We start from the raw sequence: 24,660 nt of genomic DNA, 5'->3' as shown, positions 1-24,660 counted from the left end.
GGATGTAGGGGGCTTTATAAAAAACCCGGCAGTGTCAGTGTCGTCCGTAGGATCGGGCAGCGCGGATTTTCCCCAAGCCGTTTCACCCTTACCCGTTAAGAGGAACCATGCTGACTAGTGAATGGGCAATGAACGTGTCGACGCAATGGTGCGACGCGTGGAACAAGCGCGACATCGATGCGTTGATGGCGCTATACGCTGACGACGCAGAATTGAATTCGCCGCTCGTCGCAAAACGTTGGGGTGTCGCTCACGGATGGATTCGTGGCAAGGAGCATCTGCGGAAGAATTTTGAAATTGGAATGCAGACACCCGGGATGTACTTCACGTTGGAGCATGTCCTTCTCGGGCAACGTTCGTTCTGTATCTTTTACACGCGGGAAAACGGCACACGTGTCTGCGATCTCTTCGAACTCAACGAAATGAACCAACTCTTGAGGGTTGTCGCTTGCCATGCGCCGCCTAACACCGCAAAGCTATAATTTCGACCGACTTCGAGCGGCAGGCTGCCGTGCGTTACTGGAGCAGGTGCCGCAATTACGACGAGTGCTATCAGGGAACGTAAGAATTACTATGTAAATGTCATGAATCCATGCTTCGCCAAGGGGTGCGTCCTTGTTTATTTCCGTGTGTTAAGTGAGATCGCAATGGGCTCCTGCGATCGGCCCCAGACTACAACATTTGGTAGTTGCTGGCGCAGCGGAAACCTATTGAAATAGCTTCACGCCGCGTTAAGCGCCTGATGCAGGACTCGGCCCAGATTCGATCGTTCGGTTCGCACGAGCAACGCGCAAAGAACACCTTGCCGTGTCCGAAACTAGTTGGAAACGATAGAGGATTGCGAATGGACCCAACAGCACATGCGAGTCGCGCACAGTTTCCGTCAAGCAGCCTGTACGGATTAAACCTGACCGAATACGTCAACATACCGAGGAAAATCGGTGGCCTAGCGTACGAGCGCGCGATGAACGCACTGACTCACGGTGGTTTATATCCAGAAGATCTGGCGGTCGGTGCGCTGAACCACATTGACCGGGCAGTCTTGTCGGTGCTGGAGGAGGATCGGTCGATCCGCCTCGAGGCGGCCGTTCAGGTGAGCGAGTCGAAGTTGGAAGGTGATGTCGACTCGGTTTTCCGCCTATACATCAACCCGCTGGGGCGGCTCCATATCAGACCCATCGAAGATGAGTTGGTCGAGTATGCGGAAGCAGAGATCCCTGTCGTCCTCGGAACTGTGCGATTGAATCGCGATCAGTCGAAGACTGTTGGTACGCGCGTAGCGGCCTACCGAGAAACCGAAGCTCGAGCCTTTCATCAAATCAAGGAAGCGCTCGACGGTGTGGTCGAAAGTGGTCAGATCGAAACGGTGCTGGAGGCTGTAATCGATCACGTCGAACACGTCGAGTCAGTGTGCTTCTATGTCGGCGACCGTTTCTATGCATTGATCGACCGGTATGTCAATTTGATCGACGACAAACGCAATCCGGGTTATCTCTCAAGGCTACGCGACGTCGAGTATCAGGACTGGACGTCCGACGAGGTACTGGTGGTCGCGGCTCTGCATGCGTTGTTCACATCGGGTCGTTCAGTCAGATTCGAGGAATTCAACGGCGCGCTTTTGTCTGCCAGCGCGCTCCTGAAACGGCTTTCAGAACTCGCGACGGCGTACGAAATGGCCGGCAACGAAGTGAGCGTCGACGAAACTTTAGGTCTCTTTGCGCGTGCGGAAGCGATCCGGCAACAGACGTTGCGCGCGCCCGGCAAGTCGTGGTTGCGCTACAGATGGATATATGGACTGAATTTTCAGAAGACTGAAAAGATTCTGCCAACGGCGTGCTCGGATGAACCCGAAGATCAATGGTGGATCGAATTCGGCACGCTCTTTACCGAACTCGTTGGAGCGACGCCGCAGACGGTGCCATCGGAGGCAGTCGGCATAACGCAGTTGGCTTACGCGGCCATAGCGCGCGACGCCACTCGTGGTGCGAGTTTGGTGACGCACGAGGGTGTCTCAACGGGCAATCCAGCAGGGGCAAGTCAAGGGTGGCTGGAATTTTTGATGGAGCGGATCGTCGCGTCCGCGGTGCTGGCAGTGCGAGCGGATTATGGAATGTCGAGTTCGTTGCGCGTGCCCGAAATACTGAATGTCTATGATGAGGATGTATTGAGAACGGTCATCCACAGTCTGACACCGGCGAGTTTTTTTACCTGTTTTGTCGGCTATGATTTGGCCCGTCGGGTCGGTGAGACGGAGGCGTTGGCAATCGCCAGCTCGGTCCAGAAGCGGATGCAATTCAATCGCTGGCACTTCATCCCGGGCAACCTAGAACGTCCCTTGATATTCAAGGGACGTCACTGGTATTATCCGCCGCTGATTCCGGACATCGCGGAACATTCCGACATGCATCGAGCCGCACATAACCGGGCACGAGTGAAGTACTCGATTCGTTGCCCTGGACCAGACATGTCACGCCCGGCGTTAAGCATCGCCAATCATCGCTATCGCGGGTTTTATGACGTTCGGGTTGTCCGAATGGAAGGACACGCGTTCTCCACAGCCGATATGCTGCGCGTGCGAAAACGAACGTTATGGCTCGAAGCAGTGTATGGCGCATGGGTCGCATATCTATGCAGTCCAGGCGCTTCATCTCTGTCGATTCACGGCTTTCAGGCGGGACGCTATCTTGACATTGATCCGCTGACGAGCCTCGAGACAGTCGAAGCGTGAGCGGCCCTAAGATTCGCACACTCGGCGGGCAATGAATCCAGTACTCGTTTTATCCAATTCGGTAAGGAATGCAGATCGAAAGGAGTACCGTGGTGAGGGTAGAGATGAACATCGTCAACAAGGTCCGCACGGGAGAAGGCAAGTCCCCCACGAAAAAGATTTTCTTTTTTCGGGAAGGAAGCCTGAAAAGCATCTCGCATCAGCGATTTGACGTAACGGCAGAGGTTTTGGCTGAGCGCATGCATCACGCAGGCCTGGCGCGAGGTAACAAAATCGGCGTTCTTGCGAGGAACGGGCTCGAGTGGTTGCTTGTGGATGTCGCCGCGTTGAAACTGGGCCTCGTGACCGCCGGCTTCGAGTTCGCGAGATTCAATGATCCAGCCGCATTGATCGAACGTTATGAGTTACGTGGCTTCTATTCGGAACGCGGATCGTCTGGCATGACGGGAGTCGATATTGGGCAACTCTTGCAAGGACTAAACCTATTTTCGAAGCAGGATCAGAGCGCAGAGGCACCCGTCCCGCCGCAGGGTGTGGGACGGATGACGAAGGGGAGCGGGATGCGGGAATGGTCCGGGTATGAACGCGACGACGTTACGACGATCAAGTTCACATCGGGTAGTACCGGTGAACCAAAAGGATTGGGTGCGACTGCCGGCAGCATTGATAGCTCAATACGAGCGGTACAAACAATCCTTTCACACGGCGGGGACGACAACCTTCTGGTCTTTCTCCCACTGTCGCTTTTGCAGCAGCGTTACTGGGTCTACTCGGCACTTGTCTACGAGCACGATGTCACTGTAGTGCCGATGGAATTCGCGCTTGCCGCGGCTGCGGCGGTCGAGCCGACAGTGATCATGGGAGTACCGGCGTTCTACGAGGGGCTGCGTAAGAAGATCGACGGAGCTGGTCTCGAAGCGAACGATGTGCAGCGTCGGCGAGCTTGCGCCGAATCGCTGCTCGGCACACGAATCCGTTATTTGTGGACTGGATCTGCGCCAGCGGCACCCGAAACGCTGCGCAGTTTCGACGCGATTGGGATGCCGCTGTACGAGGGATACGGGATGAACGAGACATGTATCGTCTCAAAGAACTTTCCCGGTGCGCATCGGCGAGGAAGCGTCGGGAAGGTACTACCGAACAAACGGATTCGATTCGACCGGAACGGCGTCTTAATTGTTGGAAGTGAGTATCCGGTGAACAAGTCGTACACATACTGCCGCGATGGGGATAGCGAGCGCGTATTCCTTCCCGGCGGCGAGGTCTATACCGGTGATATCGGGTACCAGGACGAGGAGGGTTACCTTTATATCCAGGGACGTGCAGACGATATCCTCGTGCTGACCAGTGGGAGAAATGTCGCGACACGCCACATCGAGGAAGCGATCAAGGGGCATAAGGAAGTTGAAGAATGCATATTAATAGGCTCGGGCCGTCCGTACGTAACCGCCGTGCTGTCTCACATCTCTATCGGTTCTAGTGGTAACCAAGGGAGCGCGCGATATCAGCAGGAATCCGAAGAAAGAATTCGTGTTTATATCGACGAACTCAACGGTACATTACCGGGCGAAGAGCGCGTCTTAAGGTTCTTTATTGCCCCCGTACCATTCTCGGTCGAGGGCGGGACCTTGACGTCACAGTTCAAACCCAAGAAACGCGAAATCGCACAGTTGTATTCGCGTGATATTGATAAAATGTATGGAGTATGCGCATGAAGCATTTCGAGACGCTGGTGCAGGACCATCTGGCAAAGATATTGAACCGTCCGGCTAGTGAGTCGAAGGTGTTACACATGGACCAGGATCTAAGGTTCACCTATGGGTTGACGTCGCTGGACAGAATCATCCTGATGACCGATGTATGTAAAGACGCCGGCGTTGCGCTTACATCCATCGACGAAGATGAAATCGCCGCGTTACATACGCCGTGCGACATTGTTAACCTGATAAGCAGAAAGGCGGTGAATCGATGAGCGATCGTACGGATTTGTGGAGCGTCAAGGCGCTAGCGAACGTCGTCCTGGAAGGTCAAGGCGTTCGCCTCCGCGCGATCACCCTTGAGGATCGAGACGACTTCTTGCGGATAGCCTTGGATCCTGAAATTTGGACATATTTTGTGTCTGTTGTACGGTCGGAGTCGGAGCTTGACACTTTCATCGCGCAAGCGGTCAATGACACCCGTGCTGGCACCAGAATCGTCTTTGCCGTTGTCGACACTTCGACTGGCGCGATTGTCGGGAGCATGGCCTTTGGGAATCTAGTCGAGAAAGATCGACGCATTGAGATCGGATGGTCCTGGCTTGGTGCGACCTATCGAGGAACCGGCATTAACCGCGTGGCGAAGCGACTGCTGCTGGAGCACGCTTTCGAACAACTGCAGTGCGAGCGTGTCGAGTTCAAAACGGACGTGCTCAATATCCGGGCACGTCGCGGTCTGACCGGTATCGGCGCATTTGAAGAGGGAGTATTGCGTAGTTTCAACTACATGCCCTGCGGACGGCGCCGGGACGCAGTTTATTACAGCATCTTGCGCAACGAGTGGTCTGGCGTTCGAGATGGACTGCTGCGCGGAGCTACCTAACGGAGGCGGGATGATCACGCTCGACGCGACGCTCGCCGCACGACGGATCTTTCGGCTCTCGGGTGACAGTTACGAGATCGGGCGTCAGCATGGAGAAGCCGATCGGGAGGAGATCCAACGGTTTCTCGCAGACGGCACCGCGCGATTGGAGCACATCTCGGCACAGGCGGGGAAGAGAGACTATTTCTTGCGTGAAACTCGTCGGTACGCGGAAATTGTAGAAACCGTGTTACCTGCACTCGCGTCTGAAGTACGGGGACTTGCGATGGGTGCTGGCGTTCACACCGACGAGGCGTGGCTGCTTCAAGTCAGGCGGGAGCTAAGCGGGTATCGAGCCATTGGTCCGCAACCGACGAGCGGCGACTGTTCGACATTTGGCCGGCTTGCCGGCGAAGCATCGATCATCGGGCAGACTATCGATTTGAACGGTTCAATGGAGCGCGAGCTTACGGTACTTTGCATCGATGCCGATGCAAACACGCGTGGAGTTGTTATGGTGAGCTTCACGGGTTTGCTTGGCTATTTGGGGATCAACGATCGCGGCGTGTCGATATGTCAGAACCTGGTGCTCGCAAGCGTGTGGAGACCGGGGGTTCCCGGTTATATGGCAATCCGGCACCTGTTGACCCACGCGGAAAACGTCAACGAAGCAGTGGCCATGCTCCGGGAACTACCGTTGGCGAGTTCGCGGGCCTTGACGCTGTGTGATGGCGAGCAGTTGGTTGTCGTGGAGTACGTACGTGATGAAATACGGGTGATGCAGCGCGACGTCGTTACGCACGCAAATCACTTCCAGCACCCGGACTTTAAGCCCATGGATCGCCTCAATCCATTCTCCAAGAACTCGTCGTTAAGGAGGGAGAGGGCATGCCAGGAGATGCTTGGACGCGTGCCTGTCGATGCGGCGCTTGAGGACTATTTGCGCGTGATGGATCGGGCACCGTTGCACGTTGAACCTAGTGAGAACGTGCAAAAGGAATGCACTGTCGCAAGCGTGGTCATGCTGCCGAAGGCGAGGCACATTGTCGTCACGCCGGCATCGATGCACGTTCTCGCAGCTGGAGCGGAGAGCCGGGAAGGTCGATGTCGCATCCGGAAAGCCTAAGGCGTCTTGAATAGTTGGGTCAGCGCTCAATCAACGAAAAGAGGATTCCATGCCTTATGTCGTGACCGAAAACTGCATTCAGTGCAAGCACACGGATTGTGTAAGCGTTTGTCCGGTTGATTGTTTTCACGAGGGGCCGAACTTTCTTGCGATCAACCCCGATGTCTGCATCGATTGTGGCGTGTGCGAGCCGGAGTGTCCCGTGAATGCGATTCGGCCACACGATGCATTGCCTGCGGACATGGCAAATTTTCTAGAGCTAAACCGTGAACTGGCGCAAAACTGGCCGTCGCTTACGGAAAAGAAGGCCGCGCTTCCTGAAGCCGCGACTTGGGCTGGAGTAGAGGGGAAGCTGAGGAATCTGTTGCGCTGATCGGATCTCGTGTCACTCTGTTCCGAGCCATGAGAGAAGAGGTGCGGAAGCGAAACGTGCAAGTAGGAGCGCGATGTTTAACGGCTTTGCGCTGTGCCTAAGCAGCTACACGTAGTGACGAATGACAAAGTGACGTTGATATGACGCAGACGTTTCGAAAGAGAACCTTGGCCGGAGACGATGGGCAAACGATCGTCGTCTACGAATGCGGGATGTCAGTAGGACCCGCAGTGCTGTTGGTGAACGCGCTGGGGATGTCCGTGGCGATGTTGGCACCGATTGCGCGGCGGCTCTGCGTCCGGTATCGCGTGATCGCCGTCCAATCGCGAGGCTTGCCGGACATATCGACGTGGCAGAGCGGAAGCGAGGTGTCGGTGCATCGACATGCGCGCGACATCGCCGAGGTGATGGATGCGAACGGTGCGTCGGTCGATTACGTCCTTGCGTACTGTTCCGGCGCGAACATCGTAGGGTATGCGCTATCAAATCAAATGTGGCGTACATCGAAGGAATGTAAGGTCTGTATCGTCAGCCCGTCTGTGGTGATAGAAAGGAATCGAGAACTGAGCGCGTATCAAAGAACGGTATTGCCTCTTTGGCGAAAGGTCGCTGAATCCGGGCCGGGTTACGCAAAGCTTGTTCGAGCGTTGCTTTTGCAGGGTGCAAAAGTGGAGACGCAGACTGGCTCATTGATCGCCGACATGGAGCGACAGACGTTTTCTTCGGACTTGGCTGTGTGGGTCTATGCTCAACTGCAGGCGGCATGCCAAGACCACGATGGCGGAGCATTGATGCAAGGCATCACTGCGAAAGCGCTGGTGTTGCACGGCGGTGCAGATCACCTGATTCACCCGGGCAGCGCACGTGTAGTCGCCGAGCACATGTCGAGCGCCGAGTTCGAAGTTATCTCCGAAGCCGGGCATTACGGCATTTATGAAAACGAGGAAATGCAGCGTCGGATCGCTACTTTCATGAAGCACGGGTAACCGCGCTTGGCCAACTGAAGGCGGCGCTTTTCTTGCAGAATCAGGTTCCAGTATGACGTCGTTACGGGGGATGGGATGGGCGGATATGCAAAAATTATTTCTGACCACACGGGCAAGTTGATTAGCCGGATTGGTCAACATCCTTTTCTGCATCGCTGCAGGGAGGGCTTGATCACGGAAGCGGAGCTTAAGCGATTTCTTGTGCAGCAGGGCATCTACAGTAGTCATTTCACGCGTTACTTGTGTGCGTTGCTCGGAAACCTCGAGGAGAACCGGCACGTCGAGATGCTTGCGGCAAATCTGTGTGAAGAACTAGGGTTGACAGTCGAAAGCAATATTCCACACAGCCGTTTGTATCGCGATATGTTGGCGCATTTCGATTTGTCGCCAGAACAGCAAAAGCCCTCACTCGGCACACGACGTCTAATTGACACTATGTTCGATCACTGCCGCGATCGACGAGTCGCGCGGGGATTGGGCGCGCTATGTCTTGGGGCTGAAGCACTGGTGCCGCATATCTATGCGGATCTGATAAAAGGTTTCATGTCGATTGGCATTCCAAATCAATGGGTTCAATTCTTCCACATTCACGTTGGTTGCGACGATGCCCATGCGGACACGATGCGCGACATCATGGAGGATATTGTTTCCGATAACGATGATACGCTTGCGCTGATGTTGTCTTCCGGTACGGCGCTCGTTGAGGCGCGCTGGGGGTTCTTCGACTCGATTGTGTTTCCCGACGACTCCGGCATTCGAGGGACTTTCAATTTCTCCCTCGAGAGGGTGCTTTGAAACTGGCGCCAGACATCAGAGCAGATACATTTGCACTCGACAAGGGCACGCTGGTGGCGAATGCGATGTCGGAGATGCAAGCTCATCTGATGTCACCGGACTGGACGGACCGGCAGAAAGTTGCATTGACGTGCCGGATTCTCGCATCGCGAGGCCATGGATCAGGTTTAGCTGGGCAGATTTCCGCGCGGGCGGCGACGTCGGATTTGTACTACACGCAGCGCTTGGGCCTCGGCTTTGAAGAGATCAACGAGAGCAACTTGCTCGTGGTGAATGCGGATCTTCAAGTGGTGGAAGGCGCTGGAATTCCGAATCCTGCGAACCGGTTTCACAGCTGGATTTATCGGGCGCGCGAGGACGTTCAATGCATCGTTCATACGCATCCGGCGGCAATCTGTGCACTCGGCATGCTGCGTCGGCCGCTAAAAGTCGCTCAGATGGACAGTTGCATGCTCTACGATGATGTGTCGTTTGTCGCCGAGTGGCCGGGATTACCCGTGGGGAACGACGAAGGCGAGTTCATCACGAATGCTTTAGGGACACGTCGCGCCCTGCTACTTAGCCATCACGGGCTGGTTGTGGCAGCTGGGTCGATTGAGGAAGCGTGTGTTGTGGCGGTGCAATGTGAACGGGCCGCGCAACTGCAATTGATGGCAGAGGCGTGCGGAGAAATCGCACCGATCGATGGCACATTGGCTCGAGAAGCGCACGACTGGATTCTTCATCCTACGAAATCTGCTGCGACGTTTTTCTATTACGCGAGACAGGTCCTTACAACGATATCCGACATCACGCATCCGATCGCAACGGCGGGCTCCGTGTCCCAGGCCGATGCTCCCGGTGACGACTCAGGCGTAGCGCGTCACGGACGTGACTCGCAGCTAGGCTTTCGTCGATGAGGGAGCACGACATCGAAATCAGTTGGTGTTGCGCGCCGATCGATCTCGACCCGGCGTGGCTGCGCTATTGCGAGGGGCTGCTCGGTATCGATGAGATCAGTCAGATGCAGCGGTACATTGACCCCGAGTTGGCGAGAGCATATCAGTCTTCTCATGGCGCACTTCGGACTTGGCTGGGCGCTAGGCTTGATACTCCTGCGCGAGGGTTGCGTTTCGGAAAAGATGGGCGCTTTGGCAAGCCCTACCTGCACGACTTCGAAGTCGAGTTCAGTTTCAGTCACGCTACTGGACTTTGGGCCGCAGCGTCGGCACATGCACGCGGCATGAAACTCGGTATCGATATCGAAGGTGAGGCGTTGGTAGGCGGCCACGGTCCGAGATTCGCGCGGAACGTGTTGTCGCCAGAAGAGTACGCAGAGTGGTCAATACTCTCTAACGAGGCAAGTCAGCAGGCGCTGGCACGAGTGTGGGCGCGCAAGGAGGCGTTACTCAAAGGGATTGGCACTGGCTTGTGCCGCCCCATGCATTCGTTGCAGGTCGGTTACGGGTTGCCGGTGGCTGACGTGGAGGCGCCGGATCTCGGAGGGACCCCACGACTGTGGACTGTGATTGATCTCGATGGCCTCCCTCGCGGAATGGCAGGGGCGCTCGCGGTGTGCAGGGGCGGAGCTCGCGTGTCGTTGGTACGGCGTGAATCGTCTGATCCGTAAGCCGAATACGCATGAGGTGCTGCTGACCTACTTGGCCCATTAATCTATTTTCCACATGATCTGAAAACATGAAGATCTTCGACCGTTCGATGTTGGCATTGCCCTTTTTTGACGCGTCGCACCGACAGCTAGCTACAGAGTTGGAGGAATGGGTTTCTGCGAATCAGGGGCTTGCACTGACAAGCGCCGTTGAAGGTCCGGCCGATCGAGGTCGGCGGTTGACAAAGCTACTTGGGGAGGATGGTTGGTTGAAGTATGTCGTGGACTCGGAAGATCGACCGCGTACGGATTTGCGATCGATTTGCCTGATCCGCGAAGCATTCGCGTTTCTCGACGATCTAGTTGATTTCGCCTTTTCGATTCAAGGGTTGGGCAGTGCGGCGGTGGCCTGGTATGGCAGCGCTGCGCAGCGAGAGCGTTTTCTCCCCTCGTCGTTGCGTGGTGACGCTATCGCGGCGTTGTCGATGTCCGAGCCGGCGGGCGGCTCCGATTTGTCCCGGTTAACCGTTTCGGCCCAACCGCAGGCTGACGGTGGTTATTGCGCGACGGGGGAGAAGTCGTGGGTGTCGAATGGCGGCATCGCCGACTACTACGTGGTGTTACTACGGACTGGGCCCGGTCCCGGCGCGTTGGGCCTGAGTCTGTTTGCGATCCCAGCAACAACTGTAGGCCTTTCTTGGGAGCCGGTATCGGTTCTCGCGCCTCGCGCTCTGGCGACATTAAGACTCCAGGATTGCCGCCTTGAGGCGGAAATGCTGCTTGGCGAACTCGGGCACGGTTTCCGTTATGTGACCGAGATCTTGAGCTATTACCGAATAACTGTCGGCGCCGCAGCGTTGGGTTTCGGGCGGCGCGCATTACACGCAACGTTGCCGCGTGTCCGTGATCGCGTCGCCGGCGGTGGGCGTCTGATCGAGTCTCACTTTACGACGGAGAGGTTGGCAAGAATGTCGTTGACTTTGGACAGTGCAGCGCTACTCGTGGCGCGAGCCGCGTGGGAGTTTGACACGTTATTGCATCGATACGAATCCCACGCAAGTATGGCGAAATGGCAAGCAACTGAAGGAGTGTTTCAGGTGGTCGACGATGCGGTCCAACTCTTCGGCGCGGCGGGCATGGTAAGTGGGTCCGTGACCGAGCGGTTATATCGCGAGATCCGCTCGCTGAGAATTTACGAAGGGACCTCGGAAATACAAAAGATGATCGTTGCAGGCGCTTTGCAGCGTCCTTGCTAACAGCGTGACGCTTAGCCACGAACAAAGGACGTTTCACGCGGGAGATCGCCTACTAAGTAGATTTCCCGCGTGTAATCCTAGTGGAGCAGAAGCCAGCGCTATTGGAGCAGTCCGAGAAACGCGGCGGTAATGACCGCTTGGGTTTTATTGGTCACATCGAGTTTTGAAACAATATTCTTTACGTGAAAATTGATCGTATTGGTAGATATAGCAAGTAATTGTGCGATTTCGCGCGCAGTCTTTCCATCGGCTGTCCATTTCAGAACGTCGATCTCGCGCGACGTGAGCGCGGTATGAGCTTTCGTTCCGACGACCCGGTTCATTAGAGCTTTCGACAAAGTCATATGTGTGGTATGTGCGAGCCAAGTCATTTGATGGGCCTTATCGCTGAGCTCTTCTGAAGTTATCTCGTTTTCTCGACGCGCTAGTGTGAATGTTCCGCGTGCGCCCCCGAGACCACCGACCGCGCACACCCAACCGTGGCGGATACCCGCATCCTCTGCCTCGTTCCGTATCGTGGGTGTCCTAGCGAACACGGCGTCACTCCAGATCAGGCTCTGATCGGACATTGGAGAGCGATGAATCGTCGGATCAATGGCCGCGTAGTTCATTTTCCGATACTGCTCCTGCCACCCATACGGATAATTATTAACAGAAAGAATCTTAGGCCGCGTCAGCGGAACCGGCAAAACCAACATGTAGGATAAGTAATCGAAGTCGATTTTTCTTCCAACCGAGGCAACAGCATCAAAAATGACGCTGGAGTCGGTTGAACCCATCAGTACGTCCAGTAATTCAATTTGCCAATCACGCATTATCCCCATCCTGGTGAAAGAAACGTCTTTATTGGTTGATCGTCTGATTGCGAAAAATTACTTCTGATTACCTCCAGTCATATCTCGATTTTTATCGATATTCTAAAAAGTCCAATGAGACTATGACGTTGCGAAATGCTTTAAGCATCTACCTTACGTTAGTCGTTATAGATTTTCCAGGAAAGTTTCGCGATAAAAATCTACGCTTTATGTTTTAGAGCGTATGGCAGAATGGACGCTGATGGGCACGGCGCAATTCGATGCATGCCACAGTCAATGGCGAATTGTTCTGCTCCTGGTAACGCGTCGGCTTGAGCTGGCGGGCCGCCCCTGTAAGTCTTTGCAGGACCGTGATCAGGTGCCAGGTCGGGCAACCCTGCGTCCCGGGTAACGAACGGTTCCCATCACAATGCCGGCCATGACTAGTGTCATGGCGGTCAATAAGGTGCCGCTGAGCGACTCCCCAAGCCAGAGGGTGGAGCCAGCTATCCCGACGATCGGCGTGGCCAGCATGCCAAGCGCGGTGGTGGTTGCGGGCAGACTTCGGTTCACCGTCGCCATTGCCCAATAAGCGAGCGCCGTGCCGCAAACGCCTGCGAAAAGAAACTCGGTCACGAGTGCTGGCGTCCAAGTGATTTCGGGTGCGCCTACCGTCGAATAGCCAAGCACGGTCAATATAACAGCGGCGAGGGTCGTCTCCCAGAATACCAATTGGAACGGTGTCGATATCCAGCGATGCGCACGCACATAGATAATGCTGCCAGCCCAACACAATGCGGCGAGCATGATCAGTCCGTTGCCGAGCAATGCGTGTTCATCATGCCGGTCGAACGAAATGGGATTGAAGAGCACCGCGATGCCCACCAAGCCGACGATAATGCCGCCTAGCCGAGGCCCGCTCAGTGGTTCTTTCAGGAAGAGCCAAGCCGCGGGCGCGACCCAAAGTGGTGTCGTATACGCGAGCACAATGGATTGGCCTACCGGCACATAGCGCACGCCATAAGCAACCAATGTCGAGAACCCGACCATGTGGAGCACCGCAATCGCCAGAATGACGGGAATATCGCCGAGCTTGGGCACGATCAGTTGTCTTCGCAGGACTAGCACGAAAAACAGCGCGATAGACGCAATTACGGAGCGGATCGCCGTCGTCCAGATCGGATTGACACTGTTGACGATGACCTTGGTCAACACCCAATTGATCCCCCAAGTGAACACGACAATACTGAAGAGGAACAATGCGGTGCGGCGAGAGAGCACATCGTCGCTCATAGCAACTCCTTTTAGCAAGACTCAACTAAAGGTGATGGTAAGCTTTAGTGGCGGGGGACTACAGAGCAAGTTCTATAAAAAAGGTTGAGCCAGTTCAGATGAAAAATGCACTGTCCGGGTTACTCGACATCGAACTCACAGCAGGAAACGGCGTACCGTTATCGCGACAGCTTTGTGATCAGCTTCGTGATGCAATTCTCTCGGGGCGACTGCCGACCGGCTATCAGTTACCGTCGAGCAGGGCCATCGCCGACTACTTCCATATCGCCCGCAATACGGTGTCTTCGGCGATCGATCAACTCACAATGGAGGGGTTTATCGACGTTGCGCAAGGGCGTAAGCCCGTCATCACCGACTTGCCGAAACGCGCATTGTCCTCTGACCGCAAGATGAACGCCGCCAATGCGCCGGATCGTACTGCGCGCTCGAAATGGGCGCTGCGCATTTCCGACAGCGACTGGCCGTTCGCCGGTGAACCCCGCGCAGTGCCGTTTATGCCGGGATTGGCAGATCCTCGCGAGTTCCCACACGATCTGTGGGCGAGATGTCTGCGAAGTGCTGCGCGCCGCGTGAAGATGACTCCGGCGCTTGGGACTGTCAATCGTCAAGGTTTACAAGTTGCGTTACTCCAGCATCTGGAGCAATTCAGAGGTGTACGGGCGGCGCCATCTCAAGTGATCGTTACGCCGTCCGCGCAGGCGGCGCTCGAACTGATATCCCGTCTCACGTTGAACGTCGGCGACCTTGCATGGGTCGAAAACCCGGGATACCGAGGGGCCAGGGCGGCGATCGAATCGGTCGGCGCGCGTATCGAAGGTGTGAACGTGGATGCGAGTGGCTTGAATTTCGAAGGCCGCACCGATTTGCCGCAAGCGATCTTCGTGACACCATCTCATCAGTATCCGACGGGGGTGTTGATGCCGGTCGCAAGACGTCAAGCGCTGCTACGCCTAGCATCGTCGGTTGGGGCTGTCATCGTAGAGGATGATTACGATAGCGAATTTCATTACGATGGCCGTCCTGTTGCGGCGCTGCAGAGCCTCGATGTAATGGGAAACAACGTGTTCTACGTCGGGACGTTCTCGAAAGCGACCTATGCTGACATTCGGGTCGGATACGCGGTCGTGCCTGCGTGGCTCGCTCGTACGTTTGAGCAAGCGCAACGCCATACCGGGCAGATCGTATCGGCAACGGTGCAAGATGGGTTGGCGGAGTTCATCAACGAGGGATACTTTGTCTCGCATATCCGCAAAATGACGCGGATTTATCGATCGCGCCGGGATCATCTCGTTATGTCCTTGCGACGCGAGTTGGGAGACATTTTGAAAGTGGACAGTCCCGCTGGCGGGATGCAGATGTTGATACGCTTCAACGAATATGTCGACGATAATGCTTTGTCAGCGCGTTTGGGAGCCGCGGGCGTCATTGGGCGCGCGCTGTCGAGGCATTGTATCGATTGTGACCTGAGGGGACTGTTCATCGGCTTCGCGGCCTGGAACGTTCAGGAACTTGACCACGGCGTACACGTGCTTGCGAGTGAGTTGCGAGCAAATCCCGCATTGAGGTGATACTGCAGTGAAACGGGCTCTGTCGCGATAAGGAAATCTGGACGGAACGAGGTGATATAGATAGGATGACTTACGTTGCTAGAAAATAGAACTGTTCGGCAACTGAGCTCTTCGGTACAGCGCCATCGATCATCTGGCCTTTCGCGATCATGTGCATGACCTCGATTCCACCCAGCAGGATCCGGGCGCAGCGAAATGTCTTGAATCCCAGCATGGGTCGAGTACGGCGCTTGGTCGCACGATGGTCTTGTTCCACGATATTGTTGAGATACTTGACTTGGCGGATCTTGATGGGCGTCTCACGCTCGGCGTTCACAGCGTGCAACCCGGCCAGGTTGGCACCACTTTTGTCGATAGTTACGGTGTCGGGTGCGTCATTCTGATCGATGGCCTTCCCGAAGTACCGCCTGGCTCGCAGCAAGAAGTCAACCGTGTTGCCGGCCTTGTCGACAGCGCGGTACAGATATTTCCATTGCCCCTTGGCTTTGACGTAGGTCTCATCGACACGCCAGCTCTTGCCGACCGGGCGCTTGCAGCGGCGGAACGCTTTTTCAAGCACCGGCAGAAGCTTAATGGCCCACCGGTGCACGGTCGAATGATCGACCGCGATCCCGCGTTCGGCCATCATCTCTTCAAGATTGCGCAAGCTCAGCGGATATGCCACGTACCAACGCACCCACACCAACATTATCTCGAGCGGATAGTGTAACCGCTTCAGCACTTTGGCTACCGCCGGACTCAGCGCTTTCATTGTCGTTCACATCGTTCTGTAAGGTTCCGCAGCATACCAGCCTCCGCTATTGCAACAGAACCGGCTAATACGCAACACCTTGACCGGAGGCATCCGGTCACATAAGGCACCGCAAATCGGAAAGACGAGATATCTCGGCAGCGCCTCGATAAAAAACGCGATTCCCGACCAGGTCACCTCTTGTGTAGTCTGGAATACGACTAGCGGGACGAGGAAAAGCAGGATCTGGTCGAACAGTCGCGAAAGGGTACTGGTGCAAATAGGCTCGGCGAATCAGTTAAAGCATTCAGCCTGACAAACGTAAGCGATGCGTCAGGGCCGTCTGTACGAGGTTAGCGGATTTGGCTATTTTTGCGTCCACCAAATCATTTAGTGGATGCAATACAAGGATAAATCATCGAATGGGCGTGGTGTTGAGGGGCGCTATAAGCGGCCCAATTTCCCAATGGAGTTCAAGCGCCAGCTTGCCGAACAATCATTCGAGCCTGGCGCTTGTGTGGCGTTGATCGCCCGTCAGAACGACGTCAACGCCAACCGGCTATTTTCTTGCACGCCGCATAGCCTTGAGACTGAAACGCACAATTTCGCAAATCTCGCGTCGAGCTGACGGGGCGGCCAAAACCTCTTGGCGTTGTCCGCTCGGCCGCCCTCGACTCCCGGATGTCGATTAAGCGATAAACGTGAACCCGGTCGTCGCGCGTGAGAGCGTATACTGTGTTTTTATACAGTATCGGCCTCGCAATGTATTTACAGATCGTCCCCATGCGTTTTCACGGCAAAGCGCTTGAGCAGTCGCAGATTCGCGCGGCCGAATCGGTCTGCGGGGAGGTGATCGTTGCCCACGAAAACTCGAAGGCCATAGGGCGATATTTCGACATCGCGAGAGCAAGCGCCGCCGGCGACGGGCGGGAGCAGCTCCTGCCCGCACTCTACGACTGCAGGCTTTCCCACATGGGGCACGGCGGCTTTGTTCTTTCTGGTTTGGAATTGATCGGGTCGATTGTCTTCGCTCAAAACTGGTGGTGTCGCCCGGCAGATCGGTAGATTGCGTAGTGACAAGACGGCATTTAGGTACGAGCGGCGTCGGCAGCAATACGCCGCTGTCACCACCCACGATAACTGCCGTCGCGCCGGCGAATGGTGCCACCGAAATAGCTAACTCATTGCAGTTGCCGGAGCAAATTTTTCGAAGAAAAAGTTCTCGGGCTTAACCCCCTTTTCACTAAGCCAGTTGCGAACGGCCCCAACCATGGGTGGTGGTCCGCACACGTAGATATCCACGTCACCTTCATGCAGGTTTTCGCTCGTTATGTGCTGCGTGACATACCCCTTGAGCGGATGCGCACTTCCGCTATCCGCGACGCAAGTCACGTAGCCGAATTGTGGAAGCTGCTCTGTCAAGCGATCGAGTTGTTCAAGGCCGACCAGATCGTCGTCCCGAGTGACGCCGTAGATCAACCGGATCGAATGGTGCTTGACGCGTTGATCTCCGTCGCCATGAAGTAGCTCTTCAGCAACCATCGAATTAAGCATCGAGAGGAATGGCGCCAATCCGGTTCCTCCTGCCAGCATAAGCAGCGGTCGCTCGATCTTGCGCAAATAGAACGCGCCATATGGGCCGTCGAATGTCACAGGTTCGCCAACGCGAGCAAACTGGCGCAGATATGTGCTCATTTTTCCATTTGGCACATCGCGAATGAGAAAGCTCGCGTTGTGATTTCCAGGTGAAGAGCTGAACGAGTAGGCGCGCGATTCGGACGTGCCGGGAACCTGAATCCTTGCATACTGGCCCGGCAGGAAGTCGATCTTTATCGACGGATCAACAGCGATCGAGAACGTCAAGGTTGTGTCGCTGGCACGGTCGACGGCAGCTAGTCGGCCGCGCAAGGTCGAGCGCCTGAGCTTGCACGCGGTCGACGATGCGGGCACACGGATCACACAGTCCGTTTTCGCACGCATCTGGCAGGGAAGAACGAACCCTTGCCGTGCCTCGTCGTCGGTCAGAGCATCTTCGATGTAGTTGCCTCCGTCATAACGCCCTTGTTCGCAAAAGCTCTTGCACGTGCCGCATGCGCCATCGCGGCAGTCCAGCGGAATACTGATTCCGTGGCGGTACGCTGCGTCGGCGACGGTTTCATCCTCCGTGCAAGCGATGAAGTGGGTTACGTCATCCTCGAACTGCAGGGCAATTGAATGAGTCATTTTCTGCTCGCTTCCCTGGTAACTTCCGGTCGCTGTCGAAATATTCAGATGTGGTAGATGTCGATGACTTGATGAATCCGGTCGTTCTTCAAGACGGCCTTTTTCTTCAAAATCGTGATCCCTGATGTGTCGACAGCGAGCGTATAAAAGGACGTGCCGAAATAGTGGTCGAACGTCTTGTATCGGTAGTTCAGCGTATGCCAGTTGAAGCGCACGTCGATATGCTCTTCCCCGGTGCTTATGATCTCCACATTGCTGATGTTGTGGCTTGTCCGTGGTTCCGGGCTGCTCGCGCCGGATCGCTCGGACTTGAGCCGGAACACACGGTCTTCCAGGCCATTTCGATCCGAGTAGTAGATGAGCGAGATGTGACGATCCGGGTCGTCTACGAGCGTGTCGCCATCGTCCCAGCACGGCATCCAGAAGGTCGCGCGCGGGCTATAGCATTCCACCCACTCGTCCCACTGCCGGTCATCGAGCAAGCGCGCTTCGCGATAAAGGAAAGCGCATACATCGCGGTAACGAAGGTCGGTCATTGAGCCTTCTTCATCGGCTGAACGTGGATCACGCGTGGTTCCAAGTCAATACCGCGAAGCATGGTCTCGACCCAATGCTTATGTTGCTGGACAAACAAGCCTTCATCTTCGATACGGATCCCGCTCAGGACGGGCTCGAAGCCGAGATTGCGAGCGTTGTCGTCGGCGCCTGGAACCCATCGGGAAGCGCCTCGGCTGAGGTCGTTCCAGGCTGCAGCATGACCGCTAAAACCGCTCTGACAAGCTCGGAACTCTTCCAGGTCGTCGGGCGTGCCCATGCCACTTACATTGAAGAAGTCCTCGTATTGACGGATACGCGTGCGTCGATCGATATCGCTTTCGTCTCGTGGACCGAAGCAATAGATCGTGACTTCCGTCTTGTCGACGGACAGCGGTTTGATAACGCGGATCTGCGTCGAAACCTGGTCCATTACGTAGAGATTGGGATAGATGCACAGATTGCGCGTCTGATTCACGATCGCCTCCGCCTGAGCCTCCCCCAGACGTTCTCTCAACTCCTCCTTCCTTGCGAACACAGGGCGAACCTCGGGGTTGAGCAAGCGGGTCCATAACAGCAGGTGCCCATGCTCAAAGGCATAGAAGCCGCCGACACTCTTCGACCACGCGTTCGCATCGACGGTCCGGACGCTGTCGTTTTCGCGATTGCGCCGTCCTATTGTTGCCACGTAATTCCAGTGAACTGAGCTGACGTGGTATCCGTCGGCGAAGGTGTTCAGGTAGGCGCCGGCGCTGAAGAACTTCGGACCATTGCCAGTGATCACCAGCACACGCACGCGAGGCTAGTGGTTCAGGCGTTCAATGGTCTGCTGCAGGTGATGAAGCAGACCTTCTGGTGTGAAGGCGTTTGCCGGTGGGCGCTCGAGCGTTACGAGCGCGACCGCGCCGTCCTGCAGATAGTGCAGATGAATCATCACGTGTCCGCTTGATCGCGATACGGTTCGAATTTGTCGCCAATTTGTCGCCGCGCCCGAAGTTGGAATCGTGTTGAGATGGCGCGTCGTGGCATGCGGTGACCGGCGCCTTGTTTTCCCATCACGCGCAGTCGTTGGATCAAGGTGAGTGTAGGGGACGCGCTGCGAACCTTCGATGTCCAGTGCGATCAATATCGATGAGCGTATTTTCCATATTCATATCAATGCCCTGTGTTACCTTCCCATAGCGATCACGCTCTGCCGACGTTCGTTGCCTGAAATGTGGATCCTTCTCGAGACGGATGAGGCGGTGTTGGCGTGCTGCGAGCGCCCCGGTTACACACAGAGAAGGAGGGGCACCCAGCGGATTTTGGTTCGTTACAGGATGACGAAGAAAAAATTAGGGATCCGAATAGATAATCTTGCGGTTCGTTGCTGTAACTCAGAGATTACTTGCGGTCGAGCGTGAGTTTTTGACCCGCAATTCTGTTCGGTGTCGCGCGCGTTTTTTAGCTTGATTTACGGCGGACGAGTCATGGTGCCGGCGCCAGTTCGCTTGCCGGCGTGTCAAAAACGATGACCCAAACCCCGTCTGCGCGCAATCTAGGCCGATTGGCACAATTGCTGTCGAAATGTTGATAATCATGTAAAAGGCCTCCTGGCCGCCCAGAGAAGGGGCGGCCAGGGTCTACAGTTGAGATGCCAAGCTCAACCGACCCGTTCAGGAGGCTGAAATGAAGTATAGCGGCATCGATTTGCACTCGAATAACGCCATGATCGCCGTGATCGACGATCAGGACCGGGTGCTTTACTGCAAGCGACTGGCCAATGACCTGTCATCAATCATCGCGGTCCTCGCACCATTCCACGAGGACCTGCAAGGGGTCGTGGTGGAATCAACTTATAACTGGTACTGGCTTGTCGACGGCCTGATGGCCGCGGGCTTTGCCGTCCATCTGGCAAATACGTCAGCCATCAAGCAGTACGAGGGCCTGAAATACGCCGGTGATGAACGAGATGCCGTATTTCTCGCGCATATGTTCCGTCTCGGGCTATTGCCCGAGGGTTATATTTATATCCGTCAGCGGAGCGCGGCTTACGTGATCTCGCCCGCAAGCGCATGCAACTCGTACAGCAACGCACGCTGAACACTCTTAGTATCGAGAACATCCTGGCACGGCAGTTAAATCTGTGCCTCAACGCACAACAGGTTCGCCACCTCGATAACGCGGCTGTGACTGCGCTGCGCTTGTCGCCGCATATCGAGTGTGCGTTGATGGCCAACCTCACGGTTGTGCGCACGCTGCAGGATCAAATCCATGCAATCGAAACCGTCCTGCACAGCACCGTGAAACTGCGCTCCGAGTTCGCGATCCTCAAGACCGTGCCCGGGATCGGTGAGACCCTCGCGACCACCATCATGCTGGAAACGGGTACCATCGCCCGCTTTCACAGCGTCGGGCAGTTCAGTTCCTACTGCCGATGCGTCGAGAGCAAGCGGATCTCGAATGGTAAGAAGAAGGGTGAAGGCAACGCAAAGAACGGCAACAAGTATCTTTCCTGGGCCTTCATCGAGGCTGCGGCCGTTGCCATGCGCAGTTGTCCGCAGGCGAGACGCTTCTATGAGCGCAAAAAAGCCCGACGCATGCCCGTGGTCGCGATGAAGGCGCTTGCGCATAAGCTCGCGCGCGCGGCCTTCTACATGTTACGAGACGGAAAACCTTTCGAGGTGACGAAATGCTTTGGTTAGATTCGGCGGGGCCGTGAGCCCGGTAAAAGTGTTGGCGTGAACCCAGGTCAGTTGATTGGGCCACGTGCTCCCGCCGTCCTCCAATCAGCGATTGCTGGGAGTCCAGACCGCGAGCCGAGACGAGCCTGGCACTGCTAACGCAGCAAGCCGATTCTTGTTGAATACTCCTGTGGACCCTGGTCTGGTACCGATGGTTTTCTGGGGCTTTGTATGAGCCACGGGCGAGTGCCAGAATACCGGCGCCCGCCTTGATCCGCGCATGTTGGACAGCGGTAGCACGAATGTAGATGAAGATAAAATTACAGCGCTTGACTACTTTGATGGCGGGTCGGATAGTCCATTTAAAGGTGAGCTAAAGTGGGCGAAAAATCAAAGCGGATTCATCGTTGCCAACGCCCTGGAAGCCGGATTAAGCGAAGTTGCAAATCGAAACTCGCTGCTTGCGGTGGTTGATCAGGAACTTGACACATTTGCGGCAATTTGGAATGTTATCAAAAAGGATTGGGCGAATCTCTGGAATCCTGGATCTCATTTGCTTGAGAAAGCTAGCGTGCAGGCTGTTACAGCTTACATATGTGACTCACTTGAGAAGCTGTTAATTTTTGCAGATGGAGATGTTGATTATTCGGATCCAGACGTGTTAGCAAAACATGTTCGCCAAGTTTTAAAAAAAATGGAACCGAATTTCTTTGACGTTCAATGGGCGATGACGGGTCTCGACACCCGGGCCGGGCAAGAGCTATTGTTGTCGGATTTAAAAAAGATGGCAAGCAATATGAAGGCAAACAGACCTTGGCATATCTCGCTTGAAACAGTAAATATTGGGGCGATTTCTGGTGAGCAAACGAAAAAAGCCGCTCGACCAACGAAGATAAAGAAGTCTCAGGTGTAACGGTCGCCTCATTATTTTCGTGCATAATTTCTGCGACAAGCGATGTAGTTGCTTAAAATTGAAAAATTAATTATTGGATTTTGCTCATGGATCAGAAGCCTGCTGCATTAGGGAAAAGTAAAAAAAATCTGAGCATGATGTGTGCGGTCGTACACGCGTTTGTAGGAAAAGAGATAACTTATTATCCTCGTAAAGATGGCATATCTATTGACGCGAAAACCTATCTTCCAGCGATAGAAAATCAATTAAAATTGCTTGATAAATTGAGTGGTTTAGACGAAAAATACCTCGATAGGGCGAAAGATTCCTTGAAGGAAGTCAAGGATCTAACTGAATACCAAGATCAGAAATCCGCAAGACTGCTTACTATTGTCGCGTTCTTAACGGCGGCGGCGGGGGCACTTTTCGCAAAATTTGTGGATGCTTATCCATTTAGGGCGATGTTTCGCAGCTCCCTGCAGTATGGGATACCGGTCGGTCTGGTGTATCTTTCGTTTGGACTATTTATCATCTTTGTTGCGTTCGGCGCTTTAGTGAGTTTTCATGCGACGCAAACGCGTTTTGTGTGGCCGGAAATGAAACCGGAAAAACCGGACGATAAATCTCGAAAACCAGACGCTGTGGACGGCAAACCCCGTAAACTAGACGATGCGGATGAAGCCGTTTTCACGGACGCCTTGTCGCATCTCTTTTTTAAAAGTATTTTGCGAACCGATCCCGCTGGCTGGGCAGACTCATTTGTAAAAAATACAACAGCAGGGGTTGGCGGAAGCTCTCTAACGTTAAAATATTATAAGAACTATATTACTGAAAGCTATCTTGTCGCTGCAAAGTGTGGAGACAAACTGCGGTACTTGCAGCCGGCGCAGAAGTTACTTCAGTGTGCCATACGTCTGTTGATATTCTGGTTATTGTCGTTTTTTATTGTGGTGGTGGTTGTTCCAACTAAAATCGAGTTGGACGCGAGGAAGCCGACGACTGGTGCGCAGGATTCAATCAAAGACGATAACGGTGCACAACCTGGCGCTGCTGCGATGGATGGCGGGTCAGGTCTACATGAGGCACAAGGAGACAAGGCGGCAGGAGCGAGCACCCCCGTGCCGTCGCCAATTGCCGGGCGGCGCCCCATATCAGGTGCTGCTTCGGCGGCGCAAGAGAGCCCCACCAGTAGCACATCGGCGAGCGCTCCCGTAAGCTCCGCGGGTATTAGGGGAACCGCCGACGGAGCCAAACCATGATGCAACAGGTCGTCTTGTGTGACGCAGACAACACTCTTTGGGACACAGACTCGGTGTATGCGAAGGCGCAGGAGGCGCTGCTCAGCAGGGTCGAGGCGATTTTAGATATTCGAAACTTGGCGCACGGACGTCTGGATTTTGTCCGCAGGTATGACCAAGCTTTGGCGGCCAAGCATCATCTCCACTTTCGCTACCCTCCAATTATGCTGGTGTTCGGATTAGCGGACGGATTGCGAGGTGGCTCCCCAGACGTGGCTGCACGGGCAGCGCTGACTGGACATCGTAATTCCGACGCAATTTCCATCCCGCTTGCTGAACAAATCGTCGCCGACTATGTTGGTGCGCGAGATAAAACGCCGGGCTTGCTGCCTGGTGTCGAGGAGGGCCTAAAGTTAGCGCAGCGAAGGGGGCTAGGCGTCTATATGCTCACGGAGGGCAGGATCGAGAAACAACGCAAAATAATCGAAATCCATGGACTTGGATGGGCGTTCGAAAGTGTGCTTGAAGTGACGAAGACGGTTACTCAATTTCGACGACTACGAGAGCGTTTTGCGTCCGCGTCTGTAACAGTCATCGGTGACCAACCTGATCGAGATATCGAACCGGCGTTGTCGGCAGGATGCTCGGCAGTGTTAATTCCGAGTAGATTTCGGCCCGCTTGGCACATCTCCGATTCGTGGGAAAGTGCCACGTACGTCGCAAGTGATTTTAGCGATGCGATCGCATGGATCACGAAGATGCCTGCTGCGATCTAGGGTAAGCGTGTCGCGGGCAACATCTTGACGTAGCGCAGAGTTTATATGCAAAAGACGCAATTTTTCAGTGAACGTTAGATGCAAAGGTGATCAGTGCCCGGTGCGAATCAACGTTCATCGCACAGACTGACAGTTGAATCGTTGCGGGCTTCCGCTTACCGCCACCGAGATTGCCATTCTTTTTTTGGTTGGAAAAGCTTGTCATTGGATGGCCTGGGTTCCATGCATGGCGAACTTCACTGTAAGCGTGTTTTTGGCGTCAGTTGCGTGGCTAGCTTTCAGTTCTGCTGAATAAAATATTTCAAATCCGAACGTCGTACCTCCTTGCGCTGTATCAACAATTTCAAACGTTTTTGCACCGTAAGCGGCTGTTTGTCCATCGTAAGACACGGCGTGACTAGGTGACTGTGTGGTCAGCATGCTGCGAGCGCGATGCGGGGAAGGTAAGCGTCATCTGAAGGCCGCATGTACAGGCAGCTGGATAGTGTCCAAAGTAGTCCCCACCAAATAAGTGATGGGGACTACTTTGTCTAAAGAT

25 protein-coding genes and 3 pseudogenes are annotated in these 24,660 nt (G+C 54.9%); 19 read left to right on the top strand and 9 right to left on the bottom strand.

Annotated elements, in window-relative coordinates; translation table 11 throughout:
* The first annotated feature begins 107 nt into the window (after positions 1-107).
* From ABH944_RS42720 to ABH944_RS42665, 12 genes are all read left to right on the top strand, one after another.
* Positions 108-482, top strand: coding sequence for a YybH family protein (locus tag ABH944_RS42720; RefSeq protein ID WP_404615129.1), 375 nt, complete (start codon positions 108-110; stop codon positions 480-482).
* Between the two features lie 206 nt (positions 483-688).
* A complete protein-coding gene (locus tag ABH944_RS42715; RefSeq protein WP_404615130.1) occupies positions 689-2,728 on the top strand; it encodes a hypothetical protein in 2,040 nt (679 codons plus the stop codon).
* A gap of 104 nt (positions 2,729-2,832) precedes the next feature.
* Positions 2,833-4,443, top strand: a complete 1,611-nt coding sequence (locus tag ABH944_RS42710) for an AMP-binding protein (protein ID WP_404615132.1) — start codon at positions 2,833-2,835, stop codon at positions 4,441-4,443.
* The gene (locus tag ABH944_RS42705; RefSeq protein ID WP_404615134.1) at positions 4,440-4,700 is read left to right on the top strand and encodes a hypothetical protein; all 261 of its coding nucleotides are present in this window, start codon (positions 4,440-4,442) and stop codon (positions 4,698-4,700) included. The genes ABH944_RS42710 and ABH944_RS42705 overlap by 4 nt, the downstream gene beginning before the upstream one ends.
* Positions 4,697-5,308, top strand: coding sequence for a GNAT family N-acetyltransferase (locus ABH944_RS42700; RefSeq protein WP_404615136.1), 612 nt, complete (start codon positions 4,697-4,699; stop codon positions 5,306-5,308). The genes ABH944_RS42705 and ABH944_RS42700 overlap by 4 nt, the downstream gene beginning before the upstream one ends.
* Before the next feature lie 10 nt (positions 5,309-5,318).
* The gene (locus ABH944_RS42695; RefSeq protein WP_404615137.1) at positions 5,319-6,413 is read left to right on the top strand and encodes a C45 family autoproteolytic acyltransferase/hydrolase; all 1,095 of its coding nucleotides are present in this window, start codon (positions 5,319-5,321) and stop codon (positions 6,411-6,413) included.
* Between the two features lie 49 nt (positions 6,414-6,462).
* The gene (fdxA, locus tag ABH944_RS42690; RefSeq protein ID WP_120309178.1) at positions 6,463-6,786 is read left to right on the top strand and encodes a ferredoxin FdxA; all 324 of its coding nucleotides are present in this window, start codon (positions 6,463-6,465) and stop codon (positions 6,784-6,786) included.
* A gap of 212 nt (positions 6,787-6,998) precedes the next feature.
* Positions 6,999-7,772 carry an alpha/beta fold hydrolase gene (locus ABH944_RS42685; protein WP_404615140.1) on the top strand — a complete coding sequence of 258 codons (774 nt, stop codon included), beginning with the start codon at positions 6,999-7,001 and terminating at the stop codon, positions 7,770-7,772.
* Positions 7,773-7,847: 75 nt separating this feature from the next.
* Positions 7,848-8,567, top strand: coding sequence for an iron-containing redox enzyme family protein (locus ABH944_RS42680; RefSeq protein WP_404615141.1), 720 nt, complete (start codon positions 7,848-7,850; stop codon positions 8,565-8,567).
* Positions 8,564-9,466, top strand: coding sequence for an aldolase (locus ABH944_RS42675; protein ID WP_404615143.1), 903 nt, complete (start codon positions 8,564-8,566; stop codon positions 9,464-9,466). Before ABH944_RS42680 ends, ABH944_RS42675 begins: the two co-directional genes overlap by 4 nt.
* A complete protein-coding gene (locus ABH944_RS42670) occupies positions 9,463-10,176 on the top strand; it encodes a 4'-phosphopantetheinyl transferase family protein (RefSeq protein ID WP_404615145.1) in 714 nt (237 codons plus the stop codon). Before ABH944_RS42675 ends, ABH944_RS42670 begins: the two co-directional genes overlap by 4 nt.
* A gap of 68 nt (positions 10,177-10,244) precedes the next feature.
* Positions 10,245-11,411: an acyl-CoA dehydrogenase family protein gene (locus ABH944_RS42665; RefSeq protein ID WP_404615147.1), complete on the top strand. Its 1,167-nt coding sequence runs from the start codon at positions 10,245-10,247 to the stop codon at positions 11,409-11,411.
* Between the two features lie 98 nt (positions 11,412-11,509).
* Here ABH944_RS42665 and ABH944_RS42660 read toward each other — a convergent pair whose 3' ends face one another.
* Together ABH944_RS42660 and ABH944_RS42655 are read right to left on the bottom strand one after the other, a co-directional pair.
* The gene (locus ABH944_RS42660) at positions 11,510-12,226 is read right to left on the bottom strand and encodes an autoinducer binding domain-containing protein (protein ID WP_404615149.1); all 717 of its coding nucleotides are present in this window, start codon (positions 12,224-12,226) and stop codon (positions 11,510-11,512) included.
* A 354-nt stretch (positions 12,227-12,580) separates the two neighbouring features.
* Positions 12,581-13,498: a DMT family transporter gene (locus tag ABH944_RS42655; protein WP_404615151.1), complete on the bottom strand. Its 918-nt coding sequence runs from the start codon at positions 13,496-13,498 to the stop codon at positions 12,581-12,583.
* Positions 13,499-13,596: 98 nt separating this feature from the next.
* Between ABH944_RS42655 and pdxR the strand changes: the two genes are divergently transcribed.
* Positions 13,597-15,066 (top strand): MocR-like pyridoxine biosynthesis transcription factor PdxR, encoded by a 1,470-nt coding sequence (gene pdxR / locus ABH944_RS42650; protein WP_404615153.1) that lies wholly within the window; start codon positions 13,597-13,599, stop codon positions 15,064-15,066.
* Positions 15,067-15,136: 70 nt separating this feature from the next.
* Here pdxR and ABH944_RS42645 read toward each other — a convergent pair whose 3' ends face one another.
* Positions 15,137-15,817, bottom strand: coding sequence for an IS6 family transposase (locus ABH944_RS42645; RefSeq protein WP_404615155.1), 681 nt, complete (start codon positions 15,815-15,817; stop codon positions 15,137-15,139).
* 60 nt (positions 15,818-15,877) lie between these two features.
* A pseudogene (locus ABH944_RS42640) lies at positions 15,878-16,078 on the bottom strand (MFS transporter); the annotation flags it as partial.
* Positions 16,079-16,193: 115 nt separating this feature from the next.
* Between ABH944_RS42640 and ABH944_RS42635 the strand changes: the two are divergent.
* Both ABH944_RS42635 and ABH944_RS42630 read left to right on the top strand, forming a co-directional pair.
* A complete protein-coding gene (locus ABH944_RS42635; protein WP_404615157.1) occupies positions 16,194-16,424 on the top strand; it encodes a transposase in 231 nt (76 codons plus the stop codon).
* A 134-nt stretch (positions 16,425-16,558) separates the two neighbouring features.
* Positions 16,559-16,861 (top strand): hypothetical protein, encoded by a 303-nt coding sequence (locus ABH944_RS42630; protein ID WP_404615159.1) that lies wholly within the window; start codon positions 16,559-16,561, stop codon positions 16,859-16,861.
* 111 nt (positions 16,862-16,972) lie between these two features.
* On the opposite strand, the gene benC is transcribed toward ABH944_RS42630, so the two are convergent.
* The 4 genes and pseudogenes from benC to ABH944_RS42610 form a co-directional block, all read right to left on the bottom strand.
* The gene (gene benC / locus ABH944_RS42625; protein ID WP_404615161.1) at positions 16,973-18,019 is read right to left on the bottom strand and encodes a benzoate 1,2-dioxygenase electron transfer component BenC; all 1,047 of its coding nucleotides are present in this window, start codon (positions 18,017-18,019) and stop codon (positions 16,973-16,975) included.
* 44 nt (positions 18,020-18,063) lie between these two features.
* On the bottom strand, positions 18,064-18,555 hold the full coding sequence (gene benB, locus ABH944_RS42620) for a benzoate 1,2-dioxygenase small subunit (RefSeq protein WP_404615163.1): 492 nt from the start codon (positions 18,553-18,555) through the stop codon (positions 18,064-18,066).
* Positions 18,552-19,337 (bottom strand): annotated as a pseudogene (locus ABH944_RS42615) (RHO alpha subunit C-terminal catalytic domain-containing protein); the annotation flags it as partial. The pseudogene ABH944_RS42615 and the gene benB, both read right to left, overlap by 4 nt.
* An 18-nt stretch (positions 19,338-19,355) precedes the next feature.
* The gene (locus ABH944_RS42610; protein WP_404615165.1) at positions 19,356-19,487 is read right to left on the bottom strand and encodes a hypothetical protein; all 132 of its coding nucleotides are present in this window, start codon (positions 19,485-19,487) and stop codon (positions 19,356-19,358) included.
* Positions 19,488-20,221: 734 nt separating this feature from the next.
* On the opposite strand from ABH944_RS42610, the pseudogene ABH944_RS42605 reads away from it, so the two are divergent.
* From ABH944_RS42605 to ABH944_RS42590, 4 genes and pseudogenes are all read left to right on the top strand, one after another.
* Positions 20,222-21,237, top strand: a pseudogene (locus ABH944_RS42605) (IS110 family RNA-guided transposase).
* Between the two features lie 259 nt (positions 21,238-21,496).
* Positions 21,497-22,129: a hypothetical protein gene (locus ABH944_RS42600; RefSeq protein ID WP_404615167.1), complete on the top strand. Its 633-nt coding sequence runs from the start codon at positions 21,497-21,499 to the stop codon at positions 22,127-22,129.
* Between the two features lie 86 nt (positions 22,130-22,215).
* Entirely contained in the window at positions 22,216-23,367 is a 1,152-nt protein-coding gene (locus ABH944_RS42595; RefSeq protein ID WP_404615169.1) for a hypothetical protein, read from the top strand.
* Entirely contained in the window at positions 23,364-24,122 is a 759-nt protein-coding gene (locus tag ABH944_RS42590) for an HAD family hydrolase (RefSeq protein ID WP_404615171.1), read from the top strand. Before ABH944_RS42595 ends, ABH944_RS42590 begins: the two co-directional genes overlap by 4 nt.
* Positions 24,123-24,323: 201 nt before the next feature.
* Here the strand turns inward: ABH944_RS42590 and ABH944_RS42585 are convergent, their stop codons facing one another.
* Complete coding sequence (locus tag ABH944_RS42585) at positions 24,324-24,542, bottom strand: hypothetical protein (RefSeq protein ID WP_404615173.1); 219 nt, start codon at positions 24,540-24,542, stop codon at positions 24,324-24,326.
* Positions 24,543-24,660: the final 118 nt, after the last annotated feature.

The organism is Caballeronia udeis, assembly GCF_044909315.1.
GTDB classification, from domain to species: Bacteria; Pseudomonadota; Gammaproteobacteria; order Burkholderiales; family Burkholderiaceae; genus Caballeronia; species Caballeronia udeis_A.
Note: the sequence above shows the minus strand (reverse complement) of the source record. Positions and strands in the feature narration are given on the sequence as shown.

Excerpts from the sequence above, each read along its gene's own strand:
- ABH944_RS42720 (WP_404615129.1), top strand. The coding sequence starts at position 108 with ATGCTGACTAGTGAATGGGCAATGAACGTGTCGACGCAATGGTGCGAC.
- ABH944_RS42710 (WP_404615132.1), top strand. The coding sequence starts at position 2,833 with ATGAACATCGTCAACAAGGTCCGCACGGGAGAAGGCAAGTCCCCCACG.
- ABH944_RS42705 (WP_404615134.1), top strand. The coding sequence starts at position 4,440 with ATGAAGCATTTCGAGACGCTGGTGCAGGACCATCTGGCAAAGATATTG.
- ABH944_RS42700 (WP_404615136.1), top strand. The coding sequence starts at position 4,697 with ATGAGCGATCGTACGGATTTGTGGAGCGTCAAGGCGCTAGCGAACGTC.
- ABH944_RS42695 (WP_404615137.1), top strand. The coding sequence starts at position 5,319 with ATGATCACGCTCGACGCGACGCTCGCCGCACGACGGATCTTTCGGCTC.
- fdxA (WP_120309178.1), top strand. The coding sequence starts at position 6,463 with ATGCCTTATGTCGTGACCGAAAACTGCATTCAGTGCAAGCACACGGAT.
- ABH944_RS42685 (WP_404615140.1), top strand. The coding sequence starts at position 6,999 with ATGTCAGTAGGACCCGCAGTGCTGTTGGTGAACGCGCTGGGGATGTCC.
- ABH944_RS42680 (WP_404615141.1), top strand. The coding sequence starts at position 7,848 with ATGGGCGGATATGCAAAAATTATTTCTGACCACACGGGCAAGTTGATT.
- ABH944_RS42670 (WP_404615145.1), top strand. The coding sequence starts at position 9,463 with ATGAGGGAGCACGACATCGAAATCAGTTGGTGTTGCGCGCCGATCGAT.
- ABH944_RS42665 (WP_404615147.1), top strand. The coding sequence starts at position 10,245 with ATGAAGATCTTCGACCGTTCGATGTTGGCATTGCCCTTTTTTGACGCG.
- ABH944_RS42660 (WP_404615149.1), bottom strand. The coding sequence starts at position 12,226 with ATGCGTGATTGGCAAATTGAATTACTGGACGTACTGATGGGTTCAACC.
- ABH944_RS42655 (WP_404615151.1), bottom strand. The coding sequence starts at position 13,498 with ATGAGCGACGATGTGCTCTCTCGCCGCACCGCATTGTTCCTCTTCAGT.
- pdxR (WP_404615153.1), top strand. The coding sequence starts at position 13,597 with ATGAAAAATGCACTGTCCGGGTTACTCGACATCGAACTCACAGCAGGA.
- ABH944_RS42645 (WP_404615155.1), bottom strand. The coding sequence starts at position 15,817 with ATGAAAGCGCTGAGTCCGGCGGTAGCCAAAGTGCTGAAGCGGTTACAC.
- ABH944_RS42635 (WP_404615157.1), top strand. The coding sequence starts at position 16,194 with ATGCAATACAAGGATAAATCATCGAATGGGCGTGGTGTTGAGGGGCGC.
- ABH944_RS42630 (WP_404615159.1), top strand. The coding sequence starts at position 16,559 with ATGTATTTACAGATCGTCCCCATGCGTTTTCACGGCAAAGCGCTTGAG.
- benC (WP_404615161.1), bottom strand. The coding sequence starts at position 18,019 with ATGACTCATTCAATTGCCCTGCAGTTCGAGGATGACGTAACCCACTTC.
- benB (WP_404615163.1), bottom strand. The coding sequence starts at position 18,555 with ATGACCGACCTTCGTTACCGCGATGTATGCGCTTTCCTTTATCGCGAA.
- ABH944_RS42610 (WP_404615165.1), bottom strand. The coding sequence starts at position 19,487 with ATGATTCATCTGCACTATCTGCAGGACGGCGCGGTCGCGCTCGTAACG.
- ABH944_RS42600 (WP_404615167.1), top strand. The coding sequence starts at position 21,497 with ATGTTGGACAGCGGTAGCACGAATGTAGATGAAGATAAAATTACAGCG.
- ABH944_RS42595 (WP_404615169.1), top strand. The coding sequence starts at position 22,216 with ATGGATCAGAAGCCTGCTGCATTAGGGAAAAGTAAAAAAAATCTGAGC.
- ABH944_RS42590 (WP_404615171.1), top strand. The coding sequence starts at position 23,364 with ATGATGCAACAGGTCGTCTTGTGTGACGCAGACAACACTCTTTGGGAC.
- ABH944_RS42585 (WP_404615173.1), bottom strand. The coding sequence starts at position 24,542 with ATGCTGACCACACAGTCACCTAGTCACGCCGTGTCTTACGATGGACAA.